The following is a 24,211-nucleotide window of genomic DNA, read 5'->3' on the forward strand; positions in this document are numbered from 1 at the left end:
GAGGGTATATAACTCTTCCCCATATGAGAGCCAGTCGTTCTGTGTATCTACTCTATATTCTCAGACTCATTGACGAGTTGCTTTGGCATAAGTTATAGAAATTACCTTCAGATACGGGGCCTGAAAGTCCTAAATTCGGCATTTTGCGGCAATTCCGGATATGACTACAGATAATTTTCATACTAATGTTCCATGTTAACTATTAGCTCAATTTTCGATGCCGGGAATGTCGGGGAGAAAATATCCACGAGTAATCACGCGCCGGGCACTCGAAGAATAGGGCCCTCGCACCGAGACCTACCAAACGGAAAACCGAGGAGTATGTGAATGGTCCGCGTAGGTTTATTAGGAAAAACGATTAAACTCTCCCCATGAAGGTGCGAACACAGTATCTCGTTGCAGCCTTACTCGTCGCCGTCGCGTTCGGCGTCAGTGTTTTCTTTTACCCGCAGATGCCGGACCGGATGGCGACCCATTGGACCACGAGTGGCGACGCCGACGGGACGATGGGAAAACTGTGGGGAGCGTTTTTACTCCCGACGGTGACCGCGGTCCTTCTCGCCCTGTTCGCAGTAATTCCACGAATCGACCCGCTGGATGAGAACATCAGTGTGTTTCGAAAACAGTACGCACTGTTCGTCGTGCTGTTCGTAGCATTCATGCTGTACGTCCATTCGTTCGTCATCCTCTGGAACCTCGGGTATCGATTCGATTTCACTACGGTTCTCGCGCCCGCCATCGGCGCCCTGTTTTATTTCATCGGCGTGCTGATGAACCGCGTCGAGCGCAACTGGTTCGTCGGGGTCCGAACTCCATGGACGCTCTCGAACGATGAAGTGTGGAAAAACACGCATAGCAGAGCTGGCCCGCTGTTCAAACTCGCTGGACTCGTCGCGATCGTCGGCGTGTTCGTTCCAACCTACGCGATATATCTCATGGTCGTCCCCGCCGTCGGCATCGCGATCTATCTAACCGTCTACTCCTACGTGGAATATCGCCGCGTCACGGTGTGACCGCTGCGACGAGTCCGCGCCAGAAAACGAACGCAACGAGACCGAGCCCCATTACGACGAGGACGAACGAAAGCGGTGAGTCGCCGTGGAACACCGTCGTTGCTCTCAGTCCGGCCCCGATGAGCGACGCGATGACCCACGTTCCACCCGCCAAAAGTGCCGCGTCACGAACCGATCGGCGTGCTCGTTTGCTGTAGACGCCGACGAGAACTGATGCCAGTATCCAACCGATGAGAAACGGTGCAACCGTATCCGCGAATGCCAGAGGCGATTTTATCGGATTCGCGTTGTGCCGGAGGCTCCCCATCCAGAGAAGACCCACTAATACGACGAGGTCTCCGACGACGAGTCCGGCGGTGGCTGGCGAGCGGTCGAAGCGCCCGGCGGCGAAGGCACTGCTCATACGTTTCTCTCGGAACGCCGGGGTTATGTCGTTCCCGGTGTGCGTTTGACGCCTGCGACCGTGTAGTCGAACCCACGATTTCGGACACGCGGGACGAGCCCAGCATCTGAAAGCATCCGTGAGAGTTTTTCTGGCGTGAAAAAGGCCGAATTCATGCCGATGGCGTGTTCCCCTCGAACGAGAAGTTTTCCCCGGATGGTCGCCGGATTGAACTCCCGAACGACGAGGACGCCATCGGGCCGAAGTACGCGTACCACTTCCGCGACCGTTTCACTCGCGTCGCCGATGTGGTGGAGGGCATCGGAAATAACGACGGCGTCCACCGACTCCGAATCGAGCGGGAGACGGGATGCATCTCCGCGAACGCAGTCGAGTTCATGTCCCCGCGCCTGCGTAAGCATTCCGACGGATGCATCGAGGACGATTCGTTCGTCCGAATCGAGCGTTCTCACCGCTCGCCCGGTTCCGCCGGCGACGTCCACGACACGCTCGATCGACCGGTCCGCCTGTGCTATCCCTTCACCGAGAACGTCGGCGTCGGCATCGGGCGAAAACATATCGTAGAATCGTGCAACACGGTCGAAGTAGGCTACGTCCCCATCTGGGAGGGAGCGGGAGTGAGGTCGTCGCATGCGTCCGAAAACGCGCGCCAGCGAGTAAAATCCGCCGGGCACCCGACGGATGGATGTGGGTTGCGTCCACATTGTCGGTATGGAGTATGCGATACTGGGCTGGCCCGAGGACGAACCTACCTTGCGCCTCGATTACGAGGTGTTTAGCTACGCGGGAAAGTTCGTGATGTCGAACTCGGGGAAATCGGTTGCCCGAGAGGACGGAAGGCTCGTTGCCGCGATCGCCTTCAACGAGGACCGGACCGACGAGGAGACGATGTGGCTCCGGTACGTGACGGTTCGCTCGAATCGGCGCGGCGAAGGTATCGGTTCGGAACTCGCACGATTTACCACGGAACGCATTCACGACCGGGGGTATCGCTGTGTTCGAATCGCGGTGAACAACCCGTTCGCGTATCAAGCGCTCTACGGGGCCGGGTTCGGCTGGACCGGCGAGGAAACCGGACTGGCTGAACTCGTGTTGGAACACCCGGCAGTACGAACCGACGGGACGTATCAGTCCGGATTGGACGTGTTTCGCGACCGTGACCTTTCGGCGGATGAAATGTCATTTTTGGCGGGAAAGCGAGGTGCAAAACCACCGTCATCCTCCTGAACGGAACATATTCTGCCGGCGCTTGTTTCCTTCGATTTACGCATTAACACCTGATTAACGAAGTTCGTTACCGATGACGTTCAGTTATGAAGACGAGTCGGCGGACAATACTCGGTCTCCTCGGTGCAGGGCTTTCGGCCGGAGCGGCCGGATGCTCGGCGCTTTCGAACGAGCAGTCAGATCCAAAGCGGACCTCCGGACCGGATGGAACGCCGAAAGACGACGGAAAAACGACTACGACCGATATCGATACCGACGAGGAGACGACGGACAGGGAAGAAACGAGTGAACCAGGGGAAATCGAATCCCCACAAGGACTTTACGAGTCCGTAAGCGTTCCGAGCAACCCGACCGAATTCACCTACGCGAGAATGGGTTCCGACGATGCTCCCGTCACCGCGACCATCTACGGTGCGTGGAAGTGTCCGCACACGAAGGAGTTCGTGCACGGGTTTATGAGTGACATCGTCGAAAAATACGTCAAATCCGGCGACGTGACGCTCGAATTCCGTGCGGTTGCCTATCGGGATGGCGAAGGATTCCACGGCCCCGACGAACCACGTGCCGCACGAGCGGGCCTCGCAGTCTGGAATAACGACCCCGAATCATACTGGGATTTCTTCGAATACATGTTCCAAAACCGTAGCGGGGTTGATGGCTGGGCAACGACGGAGACGCTCATGCGAATTGCCGAAAAAGCGGGCGTCGAAAACCGCGATACGATTCGGTCGGAGATAGAGAGCGGGAAGTATCAGCAACGGATCGAGAAGACGATGAAGCGGGTTCGCGAGATACCTATTTCCGCCGTCCCTCGCATCGTGGTCGATGGGAAAGTAACTGCACCGACCGTAGAACCAAAGCGGACGATTGAACAGTTGGACGCCGCTCTCGGGAACGGGTCGGAGACGACGACCACGACGGACGAGACGACGACTACGACGGACGATGAAACAACGACGACCACGACGGACGAGACGACGACTACGACGGACGATGAAACAACGACGACCACGGACGGAACTACTACGACAAGCGACGGAACCCACACGACACCCGAAACGACGACTACGACAACGACGACATCGGAGCAATAGGGTCACGGCTTCGACGGAGGACGGGACTTTCAAGCCACCACCGCCCGTAGCTCCAGCTAATGGGAAACTCCGCACTTCGGCAACTCGCAGCGCTCGAGGACATCGGCTTCGACGAGGTAGAAGGCTCGCTCGTCGCGGTTGACGCACATAACTGGCTCTATCGATATCTCACGACGACGGTAAAGTGGACCCGCGACGAAGTGTACACCACCGAGGACGGGACTGAAGTGGCAAACCTCGTCGGTATCGTCCAAGGCCTGCCCAAATTCTTCGAACACGATCTGACACCCGTTTTCGTCTTCGATGGGAGCGTCACCGACCTGAAGAGCGACGAAATCGAAAGCCGGCGTGAACAACGCGAGAAATTGGAGGACCAATTGAAGGACGCGAAAGAGGCGGGTGACGCTATCGAAGTCGCTCGACTCGAAGCACACACCCAGCGACTGACACCGGTGATTCAGGAGACGACCCGGGAACTGCTCGACCTCCTCGACGTGCCGATCATCGAGGCACCTGCTGAGGGCGAAGCACAGGCCGCACATATGGCTCGTACTGGGGCGGTCGACTACGCCGGAACGGAAGACTACGACGCCCTCCTGCTCGGCGCACCGTTCACGCTCCGTAAGCTCACGAGCAAGGGAAACCCGGAACTGATGGACTTCGATGCCACGCTGGAAGAACACGATATCACGTGGGAACAGTTGGTGGATATCGCAATCCTTTGTGGAACCGACTTCAACGAGGGGATCTCCGGTGTCGGTCCGAAGACGGCCCTCAAAGGGGTCAAAGAACATGGGGACTTGTGGGGCGTTCTCGAAGAACGTGGCAAATATATCGAGTACGCGGATCGGATCCGGGAGATGTTCCTCAACCCCAAGGTGACCGACGAGTACGAGTTCGACGCCGAGATGAACCCCGATATCGACGCGGCCCACGAATACGTCACGGAGGAGTGGAAGGTCCACGCCGCCGAGGTAGAGCGCGGATTCGAGCGGATCGAAGAAAGTGTGACGCAAACCGGCCTGGACCAGTGGACGTAGGGCCGATACGTTGACGGGATTCCGGACGGTATGCCGAATCATGAGCGACGAACTGTCGCCGAACGATTTGACGGAGGGAATGACCGTCGAGTTCGAATGGGCACCGAAGGGACCGGGAAGCGGCGGCACCGTCGAGGGGGAGATAACGCGGGTGTGGCGACCCGAGGAGAGCGTTCGGGAGTTCACCGTCCGCGAAGACGACGAAACCGATTGGAACGTCTATACGGAGTATCGAACGCCGCCGGTCGAACGAGTCGAAGTAGGTGATGGCGATGAATCGGATGGGGAACCGGAGACCGAGACGGTCGGTCGATTGAAACGAATCGTTTCGACACGTCGGTGACTTTCGATAGCATCGAGAGCGTTTGATCGCCTCGTATCCGTATGGCTCGCGTTCCGCACGGTTCGTCGGTGCGTTGCTACCTTCTGCCGACTCCGAACACGGTCGTCGGAGGGGTTTGTCCCCGCTATCGAGCGTAGAGTTTCGATCCGACGAGCATCGTAAGCCGGGTGTCATCGTCCGGCGAAACGGCCACGTAGGGCCGTGAAACAGGGCCGAACACGTCAACCACCCTGCCGACGTTCTGGAGGCTCTCATCGACGACAATGGTTCCGATGTCCGGATATTCCTCGCTCGGCGATTGGACGATGGCGAGGTTCTGTGCGGTCCGGACGACCTGTCCCAATCGGTGCATTAGTTTCGCATGGCCGCGACGTATGCGGCGACGGCCTGAATGAGGTCGTTCTTCGAGGAGTCGTCCGCGTTCTTGACGAGGACGCGGCCGCGTTCCTCCCATCCTTCGCGCGAGTAGGCTTTGTCGCGTTCGATGACGGTATCGTAGCCGACCTGTTGGACGGCCCGAGCGATTTCGTCCACCGTCGGTTCCTCGACGGCGGATGCTTCCGGCACCCGCCGTCCTTGCTTTCGAGTCAACTCCGCGTCGAGATACGCGGGCCAGATGACTTTTTCGACCATACTCCACCCTCTGTTGCGACCCGTTAAACGCCTTTTCGTGTCACTCGCGTCGAGCGAGGAGTGTGACAAGCGCGAGTGCACCTGCAACCACCGAGATACCGGCACCGAATCCGGGCTGGCCGCCGGACGCCGTGGTCGTTTCGGTGGCCGTATTGCTCGCCGATTCGGTCGTCGTTCCGTCATCCGTTTCGGTCGTTGTCGTCGTCAGATTCGCCTGTGCGTACGCCTTCGGGTGGAACGTCTTCGCCAATTTCGTAATCGGGTGAACGATTCGCGGCGCGGGCTGACTCACGTAGTTCGAGTTCAGCGAAACGGTCCGGTTGTGTTTAGCGGCCGGTGTGTCGCTATAATCGTTCGGCACCGACGCGCCCGCCGAAACGATGAACCAATCGGGATTCTGCTTTACGACCACTTCGGTACTGATCTGTTTGTACCCGGAAATCCCGGCTTCCGCGGCGACGTTCGTCCCGCCTGCCGTTTCGATGATTTTGTCGACGAAGGTCCCCTTGCCGGCGGTGAATCCGCCGCTCATGACGTACAGCACTTTCGGGCTGTCCTCGCCGGAAACCGCCTGTTGAACTGTGTTGACGCGGTCTTTCATCCACGAAACAGTTTTCGCTGCCCCCTCACACTCGCCGGTGAGTTTCCCGGTCTGTTCGGTTTTCGAGTAGATGTCCTCGATGGACTTCGATTCGCGGAACTTGTACACCGTCAGCCCCGCATCACGCAATTTTTGGACGGTCTGGTCGGGAATGACGTTCGGCGCGAGGACGAGGTCCGGGTTCTGCGCGACGACTTTCTCGGGGACGACCGTAGTCATCCCGGAACCGGAAACGTTCGCCGTCCCGCTTGCGCCGTCGAGATAGGCCGAAAACTTCGTCGTCGCGACGACTTTTTCTTTCCCGCCGATTTCCCACATCGTCTGTGCCGCGCTCGGCGAGAGGGTGACGATTCGCTGCGGTTCCGTTTCGATCGTTACGTCAGTCCCCGTGGCATCGGTTTTCGTCACCGGGAACGAGCAGGTTCCCTGTGCCCCTGCAACGCCCACTGGCCCGATCGCGATACCACCGACGAATGTTGCGACGACGAGCATCGCCGACAACAGTAGCTGTTTCATGACAGTCGGCACGTCGAGTGTGTTCAATAAATATTTACCTAAAGCAATCAGACTTGCATATCGATGCGATATGGGACGCGCGTAACCACGTGGTGTGGCGGATTAGCGGCGATGCTTATCATCGTCGTGCTGGGTAGCGCCGCAACTGGGCCGACTTCACTCTCCCCATTACTCGTGGCAAAAGCCCTGCTCAACGAATTGGCGATACCGACCGGTATCCGGATCGCGGAGCACACGCTTTCCGTCCCGGGCGTGCTCTCCGTCGGCGTTCCGCTCCCGAAATTTTCGTACACGTCGATGTTCTCGTTTTCAGTCCCCAAAACCACGGAAGTCATCGTCGTTACCCTCAGAATGCCGCGAATCGTCCTCGCGGGAGTCGTTGGATTCGCCCTCGCGACCGCGGGAGTCGTCATGCAAGGGTTCTTCCGAAATCCGATGGCCGACCCCTCTATCATCGGCGTCTCGTCCGGGGCCGCAGTCGGAGCGGTCGCGACCATCGCTTTCTCGATTTCTCTCCCCTTCGCACTTCCCGTATTCTCCTTCGTCGGCGCAATACTCGCAGCGTTCGGGGTCTATCTACTGGCCACGCAGGATGGACGAACGCCGGTCGCGACACTCCTCCTCGCTGGGGTCGCAGTCCAGACTCTGCTCGGCGCTGTCGTCTCGTTTCTCCTCCTCGAAAGCGGGGAAAGCCTTCGAGAGGCGGTTTTCTGGCTTATGGGACACCTCCATTACGCCTCGTGGCGAAAGGTATGGATCGCTTTGCCGGTCGCACTGCTCAGCTTTTCCGTCCTCGCCCTATTTGCGCAGGAACTCAACGTTCTCCTGCTCGGCGAGGAGGACGCCCACAACCTCGGGGTCGAAGTCGAGCGAACCAAGCGCCTCCTCCTCGCAGTCGCGAGCATCGTCACTGCCGCCGCAGTGGCGGTATCAGGAGTCATCGGGTTCGTCGGCCTCGTCGTTCCCCACGTGATGCGCCTGCTGGTCGGACCGGACCACCGAATCTTGCTCCCAACCAGCGCCCTCGCCGGGGCCGTCTTCCTCGTCGCAACCGACACGGTCGCCAGATCTGCCACGGGTGCGGCTGAGCTCCCGGTCGGCATCGTCACCGCCTTCCTCGGCGCACCGTTTTTCCTGTATCTGCTCCGTAAGCGTGAGGTGCACGCGTTGTGATTCGCATCGACGACGTATCGGTGACGCTCGGCGAATCACTGGTTCTCGACGGGGTAAATGCTCGCGTCTCGGACGGGACGTTCGTCGGCCTCGTCGGACCGAACGGCGCCGGCAAAACTACCCTGCTCCGAGTCATGAACGGTGTCCTGTCGCCCGATACCGGACGCGTGCAGGTCGATGGCGACACGATGGCAAACCTCTCCTCGAAGGCGGCCAGTCGGCGAGTGGCGACCGTTCCCCAGGACACGACCCTCTCGTTCGGTTTCGACGTGCACGACGTCGTCGCCATGGGGCGAACTCCCTACCGGTCCCGATTCGGCAACGGCGATGGTGAAGACGAACGGAAGCTGGTGGAACGAGCGATGGAACGAACCGACGTCGCTGATTTCGCCGACCGACCGATCACTGCCGTCAGTGGCGGTGAGCGCCAACGAATCCTGCTCGCTCGTGCACTGACACAGGATACGCCCGTTCTCCTGCTGGACGAACCGACCGCCAGCCTCGACATCAACCACCAAGTGCGTACCTTCGAACTCGTCCGTGAACTGGTCACCGATGGGAAAACCGTCGTCGCCGCGATTCACGACTTGAACCTCGCGGCCCACTACTGCGACGAACTGCTCCTCCTCGATTCTGGCTCCGTGCTCTCGTCCGGGTCGCCGGCGAACGTACTTGCGGAGGAGACCCTTCGCGAGGCGTTCGACGCGCGGGCAGTCGTTTCCAGCCACCCTGTGACGGGTTCAACGTACGTGACCGCCCTCCCGGAACGGACGGTTGGCGAAAGAAGGGCGAGCAAAGTTCACGTCATCGGTGGAGGAGGAACCGTCTCTCGCCTTCTCTACTTGCTCTCCGCGGCAGGGTATGAGGTATCCGTCGGCGTACTGAACGAGGGAGATTCCGACCTCGAAACCGCACGGTCGCTCGGATTAGAAACGATCGTCGAAGAACCGTTTGCACCCATCAGTGCCGATGCACGTGAAGCGGTCGAATCGAAAGTTCAGGATGCCGACCTAACAGTCCTCGCGGACGTAGAGATCGGAGCAGGGAACCTAGCAAATCTCGAAGTCGCATGCGAAGCGGACGCGGTGATCGTCGTGGAAGAACGCCCATTCGACGCTCGAAACTACGCCGGGAACACCGCCGTCGCACGCTATCGAGAGCTGTGTGAACGCGGTCCGGTCGTTCCACCGGACGATCTGCTTTCGGTAGTCGCGAACGAGCTGTCGGACGCTGACAGTGACTCGTAGGGACTCCCTTCCGGGCCACCGATGACCGCTTTTAGGAATCGATGGTAGTCCGATACTGCACCAGTTCGAACAGCATCAACGCGGCAAAGGTGCTTGCCGCGAGCATAACGATGGCTGCGACACCCACACGTACCGAGGGCGCGACAACGAGGCCAGTTCCGAGGGTTGCACCTGTAATCAGGGCCATGACGAACCGTTTGATCTTCGTCAGGGAGACGAATCGCTGTGCGACGGTCGGGTCGAGACCGACGATTCGAGACCAAACGACGTACAGCGAGAGCACGATGAGGAACGAAATGAGGACAACACCGAGCAGTAACGAGAATACGACGACTTCCACGATGTTAGCCCCTCTCGAGTGTGAACCTGTCGCGTGTCGATATAATTCTACCGAATGACACGTATTTTCCGAGGTAAAGATGTGCAGTGCGGGAGTAAAGTACCCCGGGATGAGAACTTTCGTGGGAGGGTTGGTGACACTTTGGAAGGAGGCCAACCTTCCGCCAGAGCCTCCGGCACCGCCGGAATACGACGCTCACACTAGCACGCTTGCGCGCCCGAGTCAGGCAGGCGCATCTAAACAGTGACCCCACGTCCCCTTTGTTATACGCCAGCTAAATCGTGGCGGAGGGAGCCTTATCCAGTGACAAAACCCTACAGGTCGGGGAGACGTTTTTATCAGGTTCGCGCCCTGACATCCTGTATGAATCAGGCGGAGGTTGTCGTTGTCGGCAGCGGATTTGGCGGTCTCTCAACGGCTTGCTATCTCGCCGACGCCGGTGCTTCTGTAACGGTCGTGGAGAAAAACGAACAACTCGGCGGCCGCGCGAGTCGGCTGGAAGCGGACGGATTTCGCTTCGATATGGGGCCGTCGTGGTACCTCATGCCCGACGTGTTCGAGCGGTTTTTCAGCCACTTCGACCGGACGCCGAGCGATTACTACGAACTCCAGCGACTCGACCCGCATTATCGCATCTTTTTCAAGGACGGAGACGAGGTCGATATCCTCCCGGACCTCGATCGAAACAAGGAACTGTTCGAGTCCTACGAACCGGGGGCGGGCGAGGAACTCCAGCGATATCTCGACCGTGCGGAACAGAACTACGGCGTCGGGATGGAACATTTCGTCTACACGGATCGCACCCGGTTTCGGGATTACGTCTCGTGGGATGTGGCGAAAAACGCTCGTGGATTGAACCTCCTCGGGTCGATGCAAGACCACGTCGAGGGCTTTTTCGATCACCCGAAACTGCAGCAGATAATGCAGTACACGCTGGTCTTCTTGGGCGGATCGCCGAACAACACGCCAGCCATTTACAACCTGATGAGCCACGTCGATTTCAATCTCGGTGTGTACTACCCCGACGGCGGGTTGGGCGGCGTCGTGGATGGCATCGTCGAACTCGGTTCGGAGTTGGGCGTCGAATACGTCACGGAGTACGAGGTGACGGATATCACGGGACACGAGGGCGATTTCCTCGTTCACGGTGGTTCCGAGTCGATGGCCGCAGACCTCGTCGTGAGCGACGCCGACTACGCCCACACCGAACAGGACCTGCTCCCGCCGGAAGCACGCAAATACGACGCCGACTACTGGGAGTCGCGGACCTACGCACCGTCCGCATTCCTGCTGTATCTCGGCGTCGAGGGTGCTGTCGAGGAACTCGCCCACCACACGCTCGTCCTCCCACCGCACTGGAACGACCACTTCGAGCAGATTTTCGAGGATTCGGCGTGGCCCGACGATCCCGCGTACTACCTCTGTGTTCCCAGCAAAACCGACGACAGCGTGGCTCCGGAGGGACATAGCAACCTGTTCGTTCTCGTCCCGATCGCACCCGGACTGCCGGATGGGTCGGCGATCCGTGACGGATATCGGGAAAAGATTTTGGACGATATCGCCGAAAACACGGGCGTCGAACTCCACGACAGGATCGTCTTCGAGAAACAGTTCTGCGTTTCGGATTTCGCCGAGCGATATAACAGTACGCAGGGAACCGCCCTCGGACTTGCGCACACGCTTATGCAGACGGGTCCGATGCGACCTCGACATCGCTCCCCGAAAGTCGACGGGTTGTACTTTACCGGATCGTACACGACGCCGGGCATCGGCGTTCCGATGTGCCTTATCAGTGGACAACATACCGCCGACGCCGTGTTAGAAGACCACTATATCCGAAAATGAGTCGATAGATGATATTTCGAAATTTACTCAAACTTTCGCGTCCGCGGTTTTGGCTCTACCTCGCTGGCCCGGTACTGGTCGGTATCGCATACGGAGCGACGAATCCCGGCGAACTGTTCTCGGTTCCCGCAGTTGCGCTCTTCGCGTACTTCCTGCTCCCCGCGAACGTCTTCCTCTACGGCATCAACGACATATTCGACGCCGACGTGGACGTGGAGAATCCGAAGAAAGACGAGCGAGAAGTCCGCTATCAGGGGAGCATGGCCGTGCCGATCGCAGTCGTGCTTTCCGCGGCTCTCGGGATCGGCCTGCTGGCACTTTCCCCGAACGTCGCCTGGCCGTGGCTTCTCGGCTTTCTCGTACTGGGAGCGGAGTATTCGGCACCGCCGTTCCGATTTAAGACGACGCCCCTGATCGATTCGATTTCGAACGGGCTGTACATCCTGCCGGGTGCTGCGGCCTACGCCGCTCTTTCGGGAAGTCAACCGCCGCTCCTCGCCGTCGCTGGCGGATGGCTTTGGGCGATGGCTATGCACACGTTTTCCGCGATTCCGGACATCGAACCCGACCGTCGGGCTGGAATCCGGACGACTGCGACGATACTCGGGGAACGTCGGACGCTCGCGTACTGCGCGCTGTGTTGGTCGCTCGCGGCGGGCTGTTTCGCTCTTCTCGACCCACGTGCGGGCCTTCTGTTGCTCAGTTATCCCGCGCTCGTCGTGGCGTGGGTCGCCCGCGACGTGGCGATCAATCGGGCCTATTGGTGGTATCCGGCCATCAACACCGTCGTTGGGATGCTGCTGACGGTCGGCGGTCTGTGGAGGGTCGTCCGTGGATAGACGTGACGCGGAAACGTGGCTGTCGGCAGTCGTTCGTGAAAATCGATTCACTATCGCCGTCGTCTTTCCGCTCGTCGGTGCGCTCATGTTCGTGGCGGGTCACGAAGCGTGGCTTCCGGGATGGCTCGCTCGAAATCCGTTGCTCATCATCTTCGGAACGCTGGTCATGCGCTCGCCACTCGTGGCCGGACTCCTTCCTCAAATCGACCGCAGAGCGGGAATCGCACTCGTCGTGCTGGCGGCGTACACGTACGGTATCGAATTTCTCGGCGTGACGACCGGGTTTCCCTACGGACGGTTCCACTACCAACTCGAACTCGGGCCGATGCTGTTCGGGACGGTTCCTGCAGGGCTCCCCGTCTTCTTTTTCCCACTCGTGCTGAACAGCTACCTGCTCTGTCTGCTTCTGCTCGGCCCACACGCGAACTCCAGACTCGCACGGCTTACAGCCTCGCTCGCCGTCGTTCTCGTCATCGATCTCGTGTTGGACCCCGCCGCAGTCGCCCTCGGGTTCTGGGCGTACGACGGAGGCGGAATGTACTACGGCGTTCCACTATCGAACTATCTCGGATGGGTGCTCAGCGGGGTCATCGCCGTCGGATTGGTCGAGTTCGGATTCGACTGGCGGACGCTCCGTGACCGCCTCGATCAGTGTGAATTCATGCTGGACGACATGGTAAGCTTCGTCATCCTTTGGGGTGCGATGAACGCCTACTTCGGGAACTGGATTCCCGTCGCGATTGCGCTGTTTCTGTTCGCTGGACTCCGTCGAATCGACCGGTTCGATTTCGTCGTCGGCTTACCGGCACGCGAAACGCTACGATGACGACCGAAACGCCCGAACAGGTCAGCGTACCGGTGCCGGTGCGCCGGTTCCGGCACGATAGTCGTTCGCCTCGGGAATGCTGCTTACCGCCCTGAAAACCGTTTCCGGGTCGCGCGAGATTCGCCAATGCCAGCGAGTTCTGACGAGAACCCACAGTCTTCGAGTGAGACTCAACTGCGGCGTCGTCGATAGAACATCGTACTCATGCCCCCGAATGAGTCGGTGATGCTCCGCGTAGAGAACTGACGCGAGCAATACCGCGAACTGGCAGTCCTCGGGAAGATACTGGATACCGTTCACTCCCTTCCAGTACAGCGATTCCGCACGGCGAAGTTCGTCGCGTATCACCCTGGAAAACGACTCCGAATGGTCACGGTGTATGATTTGCTCGTTCGTGACCCCATGGCGTTCGAGCGTGGTTTGTGGTAGATAGATTCGGTTGCGCTCCACGATGTCCTCTCGCACGTCCCGAAGGAAGTTGGTCAACTGGAACGCCTCCCCGAGCGCCGTCGCGTGCGGTCCGGCCCACTCCGGGTCCGCCGTATCCATGATTGCGACCATCATCCGTCCCACGGCGGCCGCGGATCCACGCATGTACGATTCGAGTTCGCCATAAGTCGCATATCGCGCTTTCTCGATGTCCGTCTGCATGGCATCGATAAACATCTCGATTTCCGCATCGGGGATGTCGTGTTCGTCCGCGACCTCACGAAAAGCGGCGAGAACGGGGTCGTCGGGCGATTCACGGCCGAGCGCCTGCTCCCGAAGCCGTTCAAGTTCGACCCGTTGTTCGTCCGGTGATACCCCTGCCGCGTCGTCTACGACTTCGTCCGCAGTCCGAAAGAAGGCGTACAAAACGTAAGTTGGGTGGCGCACTCGTTTCGGCAAGAGGCGAGTGGCGACGTAGAACGTTCGTCCGGTTCGGCGATGTATCGTCTTACTGGTGGTGAGTTGGCGTTCTGTGACCATCGGAACCCCCGTTTCGGCCTCGGCGTGACGTGGAAGTACGACGCCATATGCCATAAATCGTTTGCGAAGACAGTCACTTGTGCGATCATTTCCGTCGCTTCAGTAGCCAACCGAGAACGAACCCCGCTACGAGCGCCAAGGTGGCTCGGCGTGATTCGTCGAATCGAATCCATCGCGTTTCATTCGGCGATATTTCGACGACACCGACTGGGGTCGCACGGACACCGCCACCAAATCCGCTACCGTCATCGTCTCCCCCGCCACCGAATCCATAACCGACGTTCGCTACCGGGACGACGGTTCGATCATCCACGGATATCGGATCGCCGTACACCCGCTCGACGGTCCCACTTCGGTGAAATCGCACCATCGCTGATTCGATTCGGTCGAAATCGACCATGGTAGCCAGTTCGTCGAATATCGACAAGATACTTTCTGCGGGCCAAACGGCCGCCTCAAATGGATCAGCCGACGGCAAACTCCGAAAACACCTCCCGAGACGTATATAGTACAATTAGCGACGTTTTTTATATTTCCCCCTCACCAACCAAGCGTGGCGCAACACGGTGTCGCCGTGACTAATACATTGGAACGTCATCCACCATCCACCTGCCAGCCAGCACACCGCGCCACACACCATCTCCTCGTCGAATGATCGACCGGTTAGGCTTCCGTCCGTCCCTGCAGGAGCAACCCTATCCCGAGCAACCAACAGCTAACGCCCAATCCGACGAGTCCGAGCGTGAACGTCGTCTGCGGGGTACCCAAGACGAACCCATTCGCCGGGATCGAGTTCGAGAGAACCGCTACCGCTTCTTCTAGGGATGTCGTACGCGCAACGAGATCTGCACTCGCAAGGAGGATCGCCGGTATCGAAAGTACGAACAGCGCTACGCCGGACGCTATCGACAGCGTGCCGATGGTATGGATGGTTCGCTGATCGAGCACACACGCACCTCGTCCGATGATACCGTATGTTGCGACTTAACGATGGCTCGTCGTCGTCAGTTCGACCTCTGTCCAGTACGGATGTACCACACCACAAACCCGAGCACGAGAATCAGCGCGCCACCCAGGAAAAAGAGGACACCTGGTGGGAGACCAGCGTTCGCCGACCCCTCCGCGACCGTTCGAACCGTCGTCGTGCTCTCCCCGACGAACTCCGTCGTCTGGTCGAGAACCGTCGTCGTAGCGTCTCCGACGGATTGTGTCTGCGTTTCGGTGGCGCGTGTCGCCGCCTCCGTCGTTCCACCATCGGATGATAGCTGAGTCGTCGCCCCTCCATCCGCATCGGTGTTCAGTGCAGTCGTCGCCTCGTTGCCCGCGTTACCGTTTCCTGCACCACCCGAACCTGCATCACCGGCACTATCTCCGCCGGTATATCCGCCACCGCTGTTCGACATCCCACCGAACGAGAACAAGCTTCCCGTCGACAATCGCTGAACGACGAGACTCGCCAGTCCCAGGACGCCGAGTCCCCCGAGGAGATTCGAGAGAGCGGATTTCAGCCCGACGGTATCCGACTCGTTTCCGGCAAACAAGACGAGGGGTCCCGATGCTGGCGCATACACCTTCATCTCACGGCCTTTTTCCGAGTAGGCCGTATCCGCGACTTCGATAAGGTTGCCGTCTTCCAGTTTTGTGAGGTGATACTGGACGTTTTGAAGCGAGGTATCGACTCGCTCCGCGATGGTTGCCGGAGTCGCTGGTTCCTCGTAAAGGGTTGAGAGGATGTTCCGCCCGGTTTCCGACGAAAGCGCGGCGACGAGCTTGTCGGCATCCTCGCTATCGACGCCGACGACGCGGGGGTCACGCTCTTCCTCCGCGACGGAGTCGACGGTGGAGGGCAAAAAGTCGACCATATATGACCATTTCAGTGGGCGATTATAACTCTGCCCGACTGGGACTTCCCGGCGTTTTATTACTACCCGGCCAAAACGCCTCTTTCGATAGGACGAGTCCATGGATGGTGAGCCGAATTCGCTGGGAACGTTGCTACAGATTCTCGCGGAGCCACGACGACGGTACGCGCTGTATCATCTTCGACGACACGACGAAACCACGGTGACACGGCTCGCCGATAACGTCGCAGGGTGGATGGATGCCGTCCAAAGCGAGCCGTTATCCGCGCAGGCACACGTCCAAATTTACACCGAACTGCATCACACCGACATCCCAAAACTCACTGCAGCGAAAATCGTTCGCCTTCACGAGGACGACGAGCGGGTAGAAGTCATCCGGTTCCCCGAAATGCTGAGCAATCTGCTCGATGTGACCCTCGAATACGATGACGAAGCGAGCTAACGTCTCATCGTCGTACGGTTTATTCACTTACTAACACGGTTCATAGTCACCGAATCGTCGGTCGTGATGAACCTCCCACACAGCGCGAACGAGGAGGTGACGACGAATGTGACTCGGAAGATGGACGTGACGCGCGAACGGGGACGATTCGGAAAGCGACCGCGAAGGTGAACCGAACGCGGGGAGCGAAACGGACCCGAAAATCAGGGAGCCAGGGATGATGGGAACCGGGGAGTCGGAAACGGGTAGCCGAACCCTTTTTACCCGCCCCACTCGCCACCCATGTCGCTAGCGATTCGCTCGCGCCAGGCGTCGTACTCGGTTTCGCATCGTGGATTCGCCCGAATGTGAGCAATGAACCCCCACCCGCCATCGTTGAGGTGAGCGTCGCAAAACGGACACCGTTCCGGATTCGTCCAAGAGGTCCTTCTTGTTCTTTGCGTTTGGGACGACATAGGTGGTCATACAACGACATATTATAAAATATTTCGAGTCAAAGAGGATATTCGTACACATATGCTCCCGTACGGTGACTATATTTCCAAAAATGAGTGCCGCGATAGTCGATTCGTCGATTCCTACGGCGATACGTAGACAGCGGATTGAAGATGCACTTCTCCGTCACTAGCGTTATGAAAGCGTTTGCACCTGGGAGCGTCACGGCGGTATTTGCACCGACCGAATCGGGAGACGAGTCGAGGGGCGCGAGCATGGCTATCGAAGACGGCCTCGTTGCGGACGTGCGGGCAGCCGACCGAACCGATGTGGTGCTCGACGGCGAACGAACCGAGTTCGAACCGGTCGAAAACCTTCTCGATGAACTCGGCGTTACAGCACGGGTCGAACTCGACGCCGACGTTCCCATCGGCTGTGGGTTCGGCGCAAGCGGAGCGGCGACGCTCGCAACCGCACTCTCCGCGAACGAGCGGTACGAACTCGGTCGTTCCCACGACGAACTGGTTCAGTTATCGCATCTCGCGGAAGTCGAAGCAGGCACCGGACTCGGCGACGTATTCATTCAGTCGGCGGGCGGCCTTTTGATGGACGACGGGAGGGGAAAAAGACGATGGGAACCGGCGGACATCGTGGAGTACGTTTCGTACGGCGGCATGTCCACGAGTGAAGCGCTTGGCGACGACGAGCTCATGAGTCGTGTCCAAACGGTGGGCCGCCGAATCCTCACGTCGTTTCCCGAGAACCCGTCGCTCGAGCGGGTGACACGCGATGCGTGGGCGTTCGCCCGCGAACTCGAACTCCCAACGAGCCGCGTTCGCGACACCGTCCTCGAAGTCGAAGCTGAGGGTGGCACCGCGAGCATGGCGATGCTCGGTGAAACGGTGTTCGCCGTCGGAATCGACGGCGTCCTGCCGAACAGTACCCAAATATCACACGAAGGCGCACACCTTCTGTAAATACACACCACCATCTACCTAAACGAGTGACGCGCTGGGAAACGGAAGCATCAACTGGTCGAGTAACGTGACGTTCCGGCGACTGAACCACTCGGCTTCGGACCCCTGATTCCATCGTGTTCGTGGCCCGTCTTTCGGCGAAGAGCTGCCATCGTCTTTTTGTTTCTCGGTGGCTTGTCTTAGTCAGCGATGACGGACTCGGCGGTCGGCATCGACGATACCCCGACGGACACCCACGAATCGGCCCACCACGAGCGCAGTCGATGGCCGATCGTTTCAGCGGTCGGTGCCAGCGTGTTGTATGCGGGGGTCGCACTCGCACTGTTGGGGCGGGTGACCGATGTCGTTCCGACGATTTTCGGCCTCGTACTCGCGATTCTCGGCTTCGTCGTGTTCGTCGGCGGGCTGGCTGGCTGGCTCAACCAAGCCTATCTCACGAGTTACTGGCAGGAGCGAGCAAGCAGCGAAAAACGCAACGCATACCGTGTAACGATGGGGTTGTTCTTGCTAACGGACGTTGCAACGTTTGGCGCGGGGTTCGCCTACTATTTTATCGTCCGTCTCGGTGAATGGCCATCGACGGAACTTCCCAACGTGTTGACCTCGCTCGTGCTCATCAACACGGGTGTTCTCGTTCTCAGCAGTTTTACCCTCCACTTCTCGCATGTCGCACTCGAGGACGAACACCGGAATCGGTTTCTCGCTCTCCTCGGCCTTACGATCCTACTCGGTGTCGCATTCGTCGGGGGGCAGGTCTTCGAATACTATCAGTTCGTCGTTCGAGAGGGATTCACACTCACGTCCGGCATCTTCGGAAGCGCCTTTTTCGGTCTCACCGGACTGCACGGACTACACGTCTCGCTCGGTGTGGTTCTGCTCGGAATTGTGTTCTGGCGGGGACTGCGTGGCCAGTACGACGCTGACCGGGATACGTCGGTTGCTACGGTGTCGTACTACTGGCATTTCGTCGATGTCGTTTGGCTCTTTCTCGTCCTCGTGCTCTATTTCGGTGCGGAGATTACCCTGTAGGACTACCGGGTCAAAAATTCTGCCTGCCGTCACCGGGGCGTGCGTCCCGCCCGTTCCTCGCGTTCGAGCAGTTTCCGATAGAGGGGCGGCGTGAGAATACCGAGGATACCGAGGAGTATCGCCACGACGCCCAGTGGAAAGAGGAGTGGATCTACGGAGAGACACGGATTCGTCGAGGAGATAGTCACGTACCGGGCGGTTCCACCGGTCGTGACGAGAACCCCGCGTCGAAACGCATCGCGATGGACGAACTCCGACCGAACGTCGGCGACCTGTCTCGGACTTCGAAGTGCCTCCTCGAACGCGTGCCGTTCACCTGCGGTCAGTTCCGCGGCACTGAACCTCTCGAGTGTTGGCCCCCCCGGGTTCGTGTACTGTGCCGTTTCCGCGGGCGAATAGACGACGATCGTCGGATTGCCACACAGTCCCAGCTCCGACTGTGCGATGGCGTATCCACCGAGGGTGCCGCCAGCGAGGCCGACGGCGACGAGAAGCGTTCCAAGAAACGGCGCACCGTACGTCAGGACGACCGAACCGGTCGATTCGTCTTCGGACAGGGGACTCGAATATCGCTCGTCCCCCGTCATCCTTCGACCTGCCATCGTGAACTGAGGTATTGGAACGTGACCGCCAGTCCGAATCCGTAGAACCAGTGAGCGATGAGAACGAACACGACGTAGCCGAGGAGTTGGAGCCCTGTCTGTCCGGTGTAGAACGCCAGCGCAAACCCGACCGAAATGATCGTCGCGTAGGCCAGCCCGGTGATGATTCGCGGTCGTCCGGGCAGATATTCGGCGAACACGGCAAAGAGGAGTGCCCACGTCGTCATCCCACCCGCGAGAAAGAGGAGGTAGCCGACGGAGACGCCCCGTGCACCGACCAACTCCGCGAGTTCGGAGAACGACGAGAGGTCGAATATGCCCAGTATCGTCGCGGTGAACAACACACCCGACATGAGTGTCGTCCCGACGAGTCCGCCGATTCCGGCGGCGAAAGCGATTCTCGGGACCGTTCTCAACAGCGGTTCCACGCTCCGGAGAACCGTCGGGCTTCCCTCACCGGGAACGGTCGTCGAAGACGGGCGCGTTATTTCGGGTTCCGTCGGTTCGACGCCGTACCGTTCTTCCAACCGCCCTTCGAACCACTGCCACTCCCGCGTGAACTGTTGTGTTCGTTTCAGCCCCCACACGTCAGCAGTTCGAACCGGCTCACCGCTCCAGTACGACCATAGCATGTTGTACAACCACAGAAGCACGCTCAGGCCGATGAGAAACGCACCAACGGTCGCTACCCGCTGAAACGGGGCGAACTCGGGTGGGTAAACGGCGTATCGGCGCGGAAGGGCGAGCAACCCCATCACGATGAGCGTCCCGAAGGTTATCACGGAACCGAAGACGAGGAGCAGGGACTGAAACAGCGCGAGTTGGCGGTCGTACAACCGTCCGGTAAGAATCGGATACCAGTAGTAGCTCGCCGCGAACATCATGAAGGGAATGATGCCCATGATTATCATGTGGAAGTGGCCGACGACGTAGTACGTCCCGTGATAGAAGATATCGACAGGAATCGTCGCGAGAAACACGCCGGTTACACCGCCGACAACGAACATTCCGATACTGCTGATACAGAGTACCATCGGAGCGGAGAGCCTGATGTTTCCCGACCAAATCGTCGTTATCCAGTTGAACACCTTGATGGCGCTCGGAATGGCGATAGCGATGGAAACAGCCATGAAACTCGCTCGTATCTGCGGGTCGATGCCGGTGGTAAACATGTGGTGTGCCCAGACGCCGAAGGAGAGCACGCCGATTCCAAGCGTCGAATAAACGACGAACGTGAAGCCGAACAGTTTTCGCCCCGTGAACTTCGGCAGGATAAAGCTCATCAATCCTGCGGCGGGGAGGAAGATGATATACACCTCGGGGTGGCCGAAAAACCAGAAGAGATGTTGCCACAAAATCGGGTCACCGCCGTCCGGTGTGAAGAACGTCGTGGCGAAGTTCCGGTCGAGCAGGAGCATGATGACCGCACTCCCCAAAAGCGGGAACGCGAAGAGGATGATGCCGCTCGTCGTGAGGATGTTCCAAACGAAGATGTCGAGATGTTCCCAGCCGATTTCGTTACCACGTTCGTATGCAATCGTGACGATGAAGTTGATGGCGCCGAGCGTCGTCGCGATGCCGGAGAGATGCAACCCGAGGAGGAGGAAGTTCACCTGTGGGTTCGGCGACTGTATCGAGAGTGGTGTGTACAGCGTCCAACCGAGTTCCGGTTCCTGGAGCGTCCAAAAGAACCGAAAGAGGTCACCGTGAACGCCGAACAGACGAAGAAACTGGCCGACAACTTGAGCGGGAAGTCCACCACGTGCGAGGAGCAAGGACGGTGGTAGAAGCCAAAACCCGATGGCGTTGAGCCGCGGGAACGCCATATCGTCCGCTCCGATAAGAAGTGGGACGAAGTAGTTCGCGATGCCGAAAAACACGGGCGTCACGAAGAAAAAGAGCATCGTGATTCCGTGTGACGTAAAGAGGGCGTTGTAGGTTTCCACCGACCAGATATCCGCGCTGGGCGTCAGCAGTTCGGTTCGCATCATCATCGCCTCAACTCCACCCCAGAGCGCTGCAAACGTGCCAAAGAGGATGTACAGTATCCCGACCTCTCGATGGTTCGTCGTCGTCGTCCAGTGAATCACCGTTTGCTTGAGCGTCTCCAAATCCACGTCGATTTCGCGTGTCGACTGATAGCCACCGTCCGGTTGTGTTGCGCGGCGGCGGGAGAGCCAAAATACGAGCCAACAGCTACAGAGAACCGTCCCGAAGATGCTCAGTTCGATGACTGCACGATTCACGGCCGCAGGTCCTCCGCTTCGTGGCTGATTTCCTCCGCTCCGCGTTCCGATCCCCACCCCTCGTACATGCGTACATACTCGCGTCGGGAGCCAGTACGATAAAGACAAAGGCCACGGGAAACATTAAAATACTGATATTTGGGCAGGGACGGGGTAAACTATATCCGAACGTCAGTTGACTCGGCTACAATGCGACTTCGTCGCGTGGGGGTGTTCGCCTGTCTTCTGGTCGTCGTCGGAATCGCCGCTGTCGCGCCAGTGGCCGCACAATCGGTCAACAAACGGCTCATCGATCAGTTGAACTTCCAGCTCATCTACGTGGCACTCCCGTTGACGCTGTTCGTTGAGGTCATTCTCATCTACGCAGTCGTCCGATTCCGGGACAACGATGACCCACTCCCGACGGCGGAAGACCCGGCGCTCGAAATCACATGGACCATCGCGACGGCCATCATCCTCCTGTTCGTCGGTCTCGCGGCCTATACGGTGCTCGCCAGCCCATACATCACACCCCAACAACCCGGTCAACCCGGCGAATCGTCCAGTGGATTGGCACCGATGGCCGAAACCAACGGCTCGGCCTCGTCGAACGCGGTGAGAGTGCATGGTCTCTCCTATCAGTGGGGATGGGAGTTCGAGTATCCTGAATCGAACCGTACGACCCAGGATGAACTCGTCATTCCGGCGAACAGGGAGGTATACGTCAGAATGACCTCCGCGGACGTTATCCACTCGTTGTTCGTTCCCGAACTGGGTCTCAAACAGGACGTGTTTCCCCGTCGAACGACCGTTATCCATACGCGCGTTACCGAACCCGGGACGTACCGTGGTTACTGCACCGAGTTTTGTGGGGCGGGCCACGCACGAATGCGGACGACCGTCAGGGTGCTTCCCCAGAACGAGTACCGCCAGTGGCTTCGAGGGAATTCGACGGCACGGATGGAGTCGAACGCCACCAGTGCAACGGGATAGCTCCGAACCGAGTATCCCGCCAGAACTGTACCGTTCACGGTGACTTCGACCGGAAAAACGAACGGGACGAGACGATAGTAAGAGAAAACCCAAATCGGCGGTCAGTTACCGTTCGAGAGTTCGACGTTCTCCAGAGTCACGCCGACGTTCTCGAGGGTCAGTTCGATTCGGCAGATTTCGTACGTTTGGCCGTTTATCGACAGTGAGACCCCTTCGATGGTCGTCGTCGTCTCTTCGACAGTGTAACTTCGCTCTTCGATCGTGGTATCTGGTAGTCCCGGCCCCTCGAGATGGGTGTCCGCGATGGTTACCGTGGCGTCGCTAACGGTTATCTCCTGGCCGCCGACATCGTGGACGCCCGCATCCGAGGCGTGATCGTCCGCCAGTGCGACGGTCGCGCCGCCGCTGATGAGTAGTATGCTGACAAGCACGCTTGCAACGAGTCGTCGTGGTGTTACTCGCATGGTATAGTCAGTAATCCGCTGGGAACGGCAAAAAGCAGGAAGATCGTTGGGGCTAGTTCGAATCGGTTATTCTGCGTTTGTTTCGTACATTTTCTATATGAAAAATCAATCAAAAGTCGTTGGAATTGTTCTTCTCCGTTCTGATACGGTTGCAGGAAACGTAAATATATTCCCTCGAACGCGTTGTTCGATGGAACAGTTTCCAACGATACAGGCACCTCTAAACGTATCGTAGGGTGGGCCTATCGCCTCACCGGTCCCTTCGCCGCTACTCGGTATCCTTCCACTCCCCTGATACCTCGCCGTGAAACTCCCCTTTCGCTTCGCGCTGTTGCGGCCAGAGCATGATGAGCGTCAGGACGAAGTAGTACACGCCAACCGCCGCTACGACGATTTCTCCGGTCACCCCTGGAACGGAGGCCGTTTCGCGCCACGTCTCTCTCGGAACGAAAACCGTTATTCTGAACAGCCACGCTACGCCGAGGAGAAAAAGGAGGAGGTAATACACACGTTGAAGCCTCCGTGACAATGCTTCCCTGTACGATACTTTGAGCATCGGCTTCCGAAGGTCGTCTCCGATCTCTTCGCGCCACTCCTCGACCGGTGCGCCTGCGGGGTCGAACGCGTTCGCATAGACGTTTTCCTCGATGAGACGAACGCGAGCACGAACCGCATCGTACATCCGGTATCGCCGCACGTCGAAGATGAGGAACATCGATACGGCTACCATACCGATGAGCAGAAGGTACGGGGAGGAGTCGGTACTCTCGAACGCAAGCGCGAGAACGGCGGTGACTAAGGCAATCGCCCAATCGACGGTGAGATCCAGTCTGTCCAGGAACTTTCCTGCGGTCGAAACCTCACCCCGATAGTAATGGGGGACCAGCGAAAGGAACTCCTCGCGGTCGTATGCAGCATTCTTTGCGACTTCCCGTGCCGTGTCCCCGGTCGAATCGAAGTTCTCGGGACTGTCGTTTGTCATCATATACCATAGTCTCGTGACGGCGAAAAGGTTACTACTCGAATGATTTCGGCAGCGGTATTGATCGAGCGCCGACGGATTCACAGACGAC

Annotated in this window: 29 protein-coding genes; 14 read left to right on the top strand and 15 right to left on the bottom strand. The window is 58.7% G+C overall.

Annotation, left to right across the window (positions count from 1 at the left end; all coding sequences use genetic code 11):
• Positions 1–371 precede the first annotated feature (371 nt).
• Positions 372–1,013: an SdpI family protein gene (locus OOF89_RS11815; RefSeq protein ID WP_266076364.1), complete on the top strand. Its 642-nt coding sequence runs from the start codon at positions 372–374 to the stop codon at positions 1,011–1,013.
• Here OOF89_RS11815 and OOF89_RS11820 read toward each other — a convergent pair.
• Complete coding sequence (locus tag OOF89_RS11820; protein WP_266076367.1) at positions 1,003–1,416, bottom strand: DUF3054 domain-containing protein; 414 nt, start codon at positions 1,414–1,416, stop codon at positions 1,003–1,005. The two genes, OOF89_RS11815 and OOF89_RS11820, sit on opposite strands and share 11 nt — an antisense overlap.
• 23 nt (positions 1,417–1,439) lie before the next feature.
• Complete coding sequence (locus tag OOF89_RS11825; RefSeq protein ID WP_266076369.1) at positions 1,440–2,048, bottom strand: class I SAM-dependent methyltransferase; 609 nt, start codon at positions 2,046–2,048, stop codon at positions 1,440–1,442.
• A gap of 79 nt (positions 2,049–2,127) precedes the next feature.
• Between OOF89_RS11825 and OOF89_RS11830 the strand changes: the two genes are divergently transcribed.
• From OOF89_RS11830 to OOF89_RS11845, 4 genes are all read left to right on the top strand, one after another.
• Complete coding sequence (locus tag OOF89_RS11830; protein ID WP_266079779.1) at positions 2,128–2,643, top strand: GNAT family N-acetyltransferase; 516 nt, start codon at positions 2,128–2,130, stop codon at positions 2,641–2,643.
• Positions 2,644–2,729: 86 nt separating this feature from the next.
• Positions 2,730–3,737, top strand: coding sequence for a DsbA family protein (locus tag OOF89_RS11835; protein WP_266076371.1), 1,008 nt, complete (start codon positions 2,730–2,732; stop codon positions 3,735–3,737).
• Between the two features lie 59 nt (positions 3,738–3,796).
• Positions 3,797–4,777 carry a flap endonuclease-1 gene (gene fen / locus OOF89_RS11840; RefSeq protein WP_266076373.1) on the top strand — a complete coding sequence of 327 codons (981 nt, stop codon included), beginning with the start codon at positions 3,797–3,799 and terminating at the stop codon, positions 4,775–4,777.
• A 40-nt stretch (positions 4,778–4,817) separates the two neighbouring features.
• Complete coding sequence (locus OOF89_RS11845; protein WP_266076376.1) at positions 4,818–5,120, top strand: hypothetical protein; 303 nt, start codon at positions 4,818–4,820, stop codon at positions 5,118–5,120.
• Positions 5,121–5,244: 124 nt separating this feature from the next.
• On the opposite strand, the gene OOF89_RS11850 is transcribed toward OOF89_RS11845, so the two are convergent.
• The 3 genes from OOF89_RS11850 to OOF89_RS11860 are packed head-to-tail and all read right to left on the bottom strand — an operon-like array spanning position 5,245 to position 6,870.
• The gene (locus OOF89_RS11850) at positions 5,245–5,472 is read right to left on the bottom strand and encodes an H/ACA ribonucleoprotein complex subunit GAR1 (protein WP_266076378.1); all 228 of its coding nucleotides are present in this window, start codon (positions 5,470–5,472) and stop codon (positions 5,245–5,247) included.
• Positions 5,472–5,753, bottom strand: a complete 282-nt coding sequence (gene srp19 / locus OOF89_RS11855; RefSeq protein ID WP_266076379.1) for a signal recognition particle subunit SRP19 — start codon at positions 5,751–5,753, stop codon at positions 5,472–5,474. Before srp19 ends, OOF89_RS11850 begins: the two co-directional genes overlap by 1 nt.
• 40 nt (positions 5,754–5,793) lie before the next feature.
• A complete protein-coding gene (locus tag OOF89_RS11860) occupies positions 5,794–6,870 on the bottom strand; it encodes a PGF-CTERM-anchored ABC transporter substrate-binding protein (protein WP_266076382.1) in 1,077 nt (358 codons plus the stop codon).
• A 63-nt stretch (positions 6,871–6,933) separates the two neighbouring features.
• Between OOF89_RS11860 and btuC the strand changes: the two genes are divergently transcribed.
• A complete protein-coding gene (btuC, locus tag OOF89_RS11865) occupies positions 6,934–8,043 on the top strand; it encodes a vitamin B12 ABC transporter permease BtuC (RefSeq protein WP_266076384.1) in 1,110 nt (369 codons plus the stop codon).
• Positions 8,040–9,290, top strand: a complete 1,251-nt coding sequence (locus OOF89_RS11870; protein ID WP_266076387.1) for a heme ABC transporter ATP-binding protein — start codon at positions 8,040–8,042, stop codon at positions 9,288–9,290. Before btuC ends, OOF89_RS11870 begins: the two co-directional genes overlap by 4 nt.
• Positions 9,291–9,321: 31 nt before the next feature.
• Here the strand turns inward: OOF89_RS11870 and OOF89_RS11875 are convergent, their stop codons facing one another.
• Positions 9,322–9,630 carry a hypothetical protein gene (locus tag OOF89_RS11875; RefSeq protein WP_266076389.1) on the bottom strand — a complete coding sequence of 103 codons (309 nt, stop codon included), beginning with the start codon at positions 9,628–9,630 and terminating at the stop codon, positions 9,322–9,324.
• Positions 9,631–9,933: 303 nt separating this feature from the next.
• Here OOF89_RS11875 and OOF89_RS11880 point away from each other — a divergent pair, with 303 nt between their 5' ends.
• From OOF89_RS11880 to cruF, 3 genes are read left to right on the top strand one after another with little or no spacing between them, the layout of a single operon-like run.
• Positions 9,934–11,475: a phytoene desaturase family protein gene (locus OOF89_RS11880; protein WP_328517177.1), complete on the top strand. Its 1,542-nt coding sequence runs from the start codon at positions 9,934–9,936 to the stop codon at positions 11,473–11,475.
• Between the two features lie 8 nt (positions 11,476–11,483).
• Positions 11,484–12,314 (top strand): prenyltransferase, encoded by an 831-nt coding sequence (locus OOF89_RS11885; protein WP_407661567.1) that lies wholly within the window; start codon positions 11,484–11,486, stop codon positions 12,312–12,314.
• Complete coding sequence (cruF, locus tag OOF89_RS11890; RefSeq protein ID WP_266076394.1) at positions 12,307–13,140, top strand: bisanhydrobacterioruberin hydratase; 834 nt, start codon at positions 12,307–12,309, stop codon at positions 13,138–13,140. Before OOF89_RS11885 ends, cruF begins: the two co-directional genes overlap by 8 nt.
• 21 nt (positions 13,141–13,161) lie before the next feature.
• Here the strand turns inward: cruF and OOF89_RS11895 are convergent, their stop codons facing one another.
• The 4 genes from OOF89_RS11895 to OOF89_RS11910 form a co-directional block, all read right to left on the bottom strand.
• A complete protein-coding gene (locus OOF89_RS11895) occupies positions 13,162–14,109 on the bottom strand; it encodes a phytoene/squalene synthase family protein (RefSeq protein WP_266079782.1) in 948 nt (315 codons plus the stop codon).
• An 85-nt stretch (positions 14,110–14,194) separates the two neighbouring features.
• Positions 14,195–14,509, bottom strand: a complete 315-nt coding sequence (locus OOF89_RS11900; protein ID WP_266076396.1) for a spore germination protein GerW family protein — start codon at positions 14,507–14,509, stop codon at positions 14,195–14,197.
• Between the two features lie 263 nt (positions 14,510–14,772).
• A complete protein-coding gene (locus OOF89_RS11905; protein ID WP_266076399.1) occupies positions 14,773–15,057 on the bottom strand; it encodes a hypothetical protein in 285 nt (94 codons plus the stop codon).
• A 56-nt stretch (positions 15,058–15,113) separates the two neighbouring features.
• Positions 15,114–15,971 (bottom strand): ArsR/SmtB family transcription factor, encoded by an 858-nt coding sequence (locus OOF89_RS11910; RefSeq protein ID WP_266076402.1) that lies wholly within the window; start codon positions 15,969–15,971, stop codon positions 15,114–15,116.
• 100 nt (positions 15,972–16,071) lie between these two features.
• On the opposite strand from OOF89_RS11910, the gene OOF89_RS11915 reads away from it, so the two are divergent.
• The gene (locus OOF89_RS11915; RefSeq protein ID WP_266076403.1) at positions 16,072–16,413 is read left to right on the top strand and encodes a DUF7344 domain-containing protein; all 342 of its coding nucleotides are present in this window, start codon (positions 16,072–16,074) and stop codon (positions 16,411–16,413) included.
• 260 nt (positions 16,414–16,673) lie between these two features.
• Here the strand turns inward: OOF89_RS11915 and OOF89_RS11920 are convergent, their stop codons facing one another.
• Positions 16,674–16,868, bottom strand: a complete 195-nt coding sequence (locus tag OOF89_RS11920) for a DUF7501 family protein (protein ID WP_266076406.1) — start codon at positions 16,866–16,868, stop codon at positions 16,674–16,676.
• A 153-nt stretch (positions 16,869–17,021) separates the two neighbouring features.
• Here OOF89_RS11920 and OOF89_RS11925 point away from each other — a divergent pair, with 153 nt between their 5' ends.
• Together OOF89_RS11925 and OOF89_RS11930 are read left to right on the top strand one after the other, a co-directional pair.
• Entirely contained in the window at positions 17,022–17,825 is an 804-nt protein-coding gene (locus tag OOF89_RS11925) for a GHMP family kinase ATP-binding protein (protein ID WP_266076410.1), read from the top strand.
• Between the two features lie 189 nt (positions 17,826–18,014).
• Complete coding sequence (locus OOF89_RS11930) at positions 18,015–18,854, top strand: cytochrome c oxidase subunit 3 (RefSeq protein ID WP_266076412.1); 840 nt, start codon at positions 18,015–18,017, stop codon at positions 18,852–18,854.
• Between the two features lie 29 nt (positions 18,855–18,883).
• Here the strand turns inward: OOF89_RS11930 and OOF89_RS11935 are convergent, their stop codons facing one another.
• Together OOF89_RS11935 and OOF89_RS11940 are read right to left on the bottom strand one after the other, a co-directional pair.
• Positions 18,884–19,441 (bottom strand): hypothetical protein, encoded by a 558-nt coding sequence (locus OOF89_RS11935; RefSeq protein WP_266076414.1) that lies wholly within the window; start codon positions 19,439–19,441, stop codon positions 18,884–18,886.
• Positions 19,438–21,702 carry a DUF6789 family protein gene (locus OOF89_RS11940; protein WP_328517178.1) on the bottom strand — a complete coding sequence of 755 codons (2,265 nt, stop codon included), beginning with the start codon at positions 21,700–21,702 and terminating at the stop codon, positions 19,438–19,440. The genes OOF89_RS11935 and OOF89_RS11940 overlap by 4 nt, the downstream gene beginning before the upstream one ends.
• 189 nt (positions 21,703–21,891) lie before the next feature.
• Here OOF89_RS11940 and coxB point away from each other — a divergent pair, with 189 nt between their 5' ends.
• Positions 21,892–22,674 carry a cytochrome c oxidase subunit II gene (gene coxB, locus OOF89_RS11945; protein ID WP_266076416.1) on the top strand — a complete coding sequence of 261 codons (783 nt, stop codon included), beginning with the start codon at positions 21,892–21,894 and terminating at the stop codon, positions 22,672–22,674.
• A gap of 101 nt (positions 22,675–22,775) precedes the next feature.
• Here the strand turns inward: coxB and OOF89_RS11950 are convergent, their stop codons facing one another.
• Positions 22,776–23,138: a hypothetical protein gene (locus OOF89_RS11950; RefSeq protein WP_266076418.1), complete on the bottom strand. Its 363-nt coding sequence runs from the start codon at positions 23,136–23,138 to the stop codon at positions 22,776–22,778.
• Between the two features lie 268 nt (positions 23,139–23,406).
• Positions 23,407–24,120, bottom strand: coding sequence for a DUF2270 domain-containing protein (locus OOF89_RS11955; RefSeq protein WP_266076421.1), 714 nt, complete (start codon positions 24,118–24,120; stop codon positions 23,407–23,409).
• Positions 24,121–24,211: the final 91 nt, after the last annotated feature.

The organism is Haladaptatus caseinilyticus (assembly GCF_026248685.1).
Classification (GTDB): Archaea; Halobacteriota; Halobacteria; order Halobacteriales; family Haladaptataceae; genus Haladaptatus; species Haladaptatus caseinilyticus.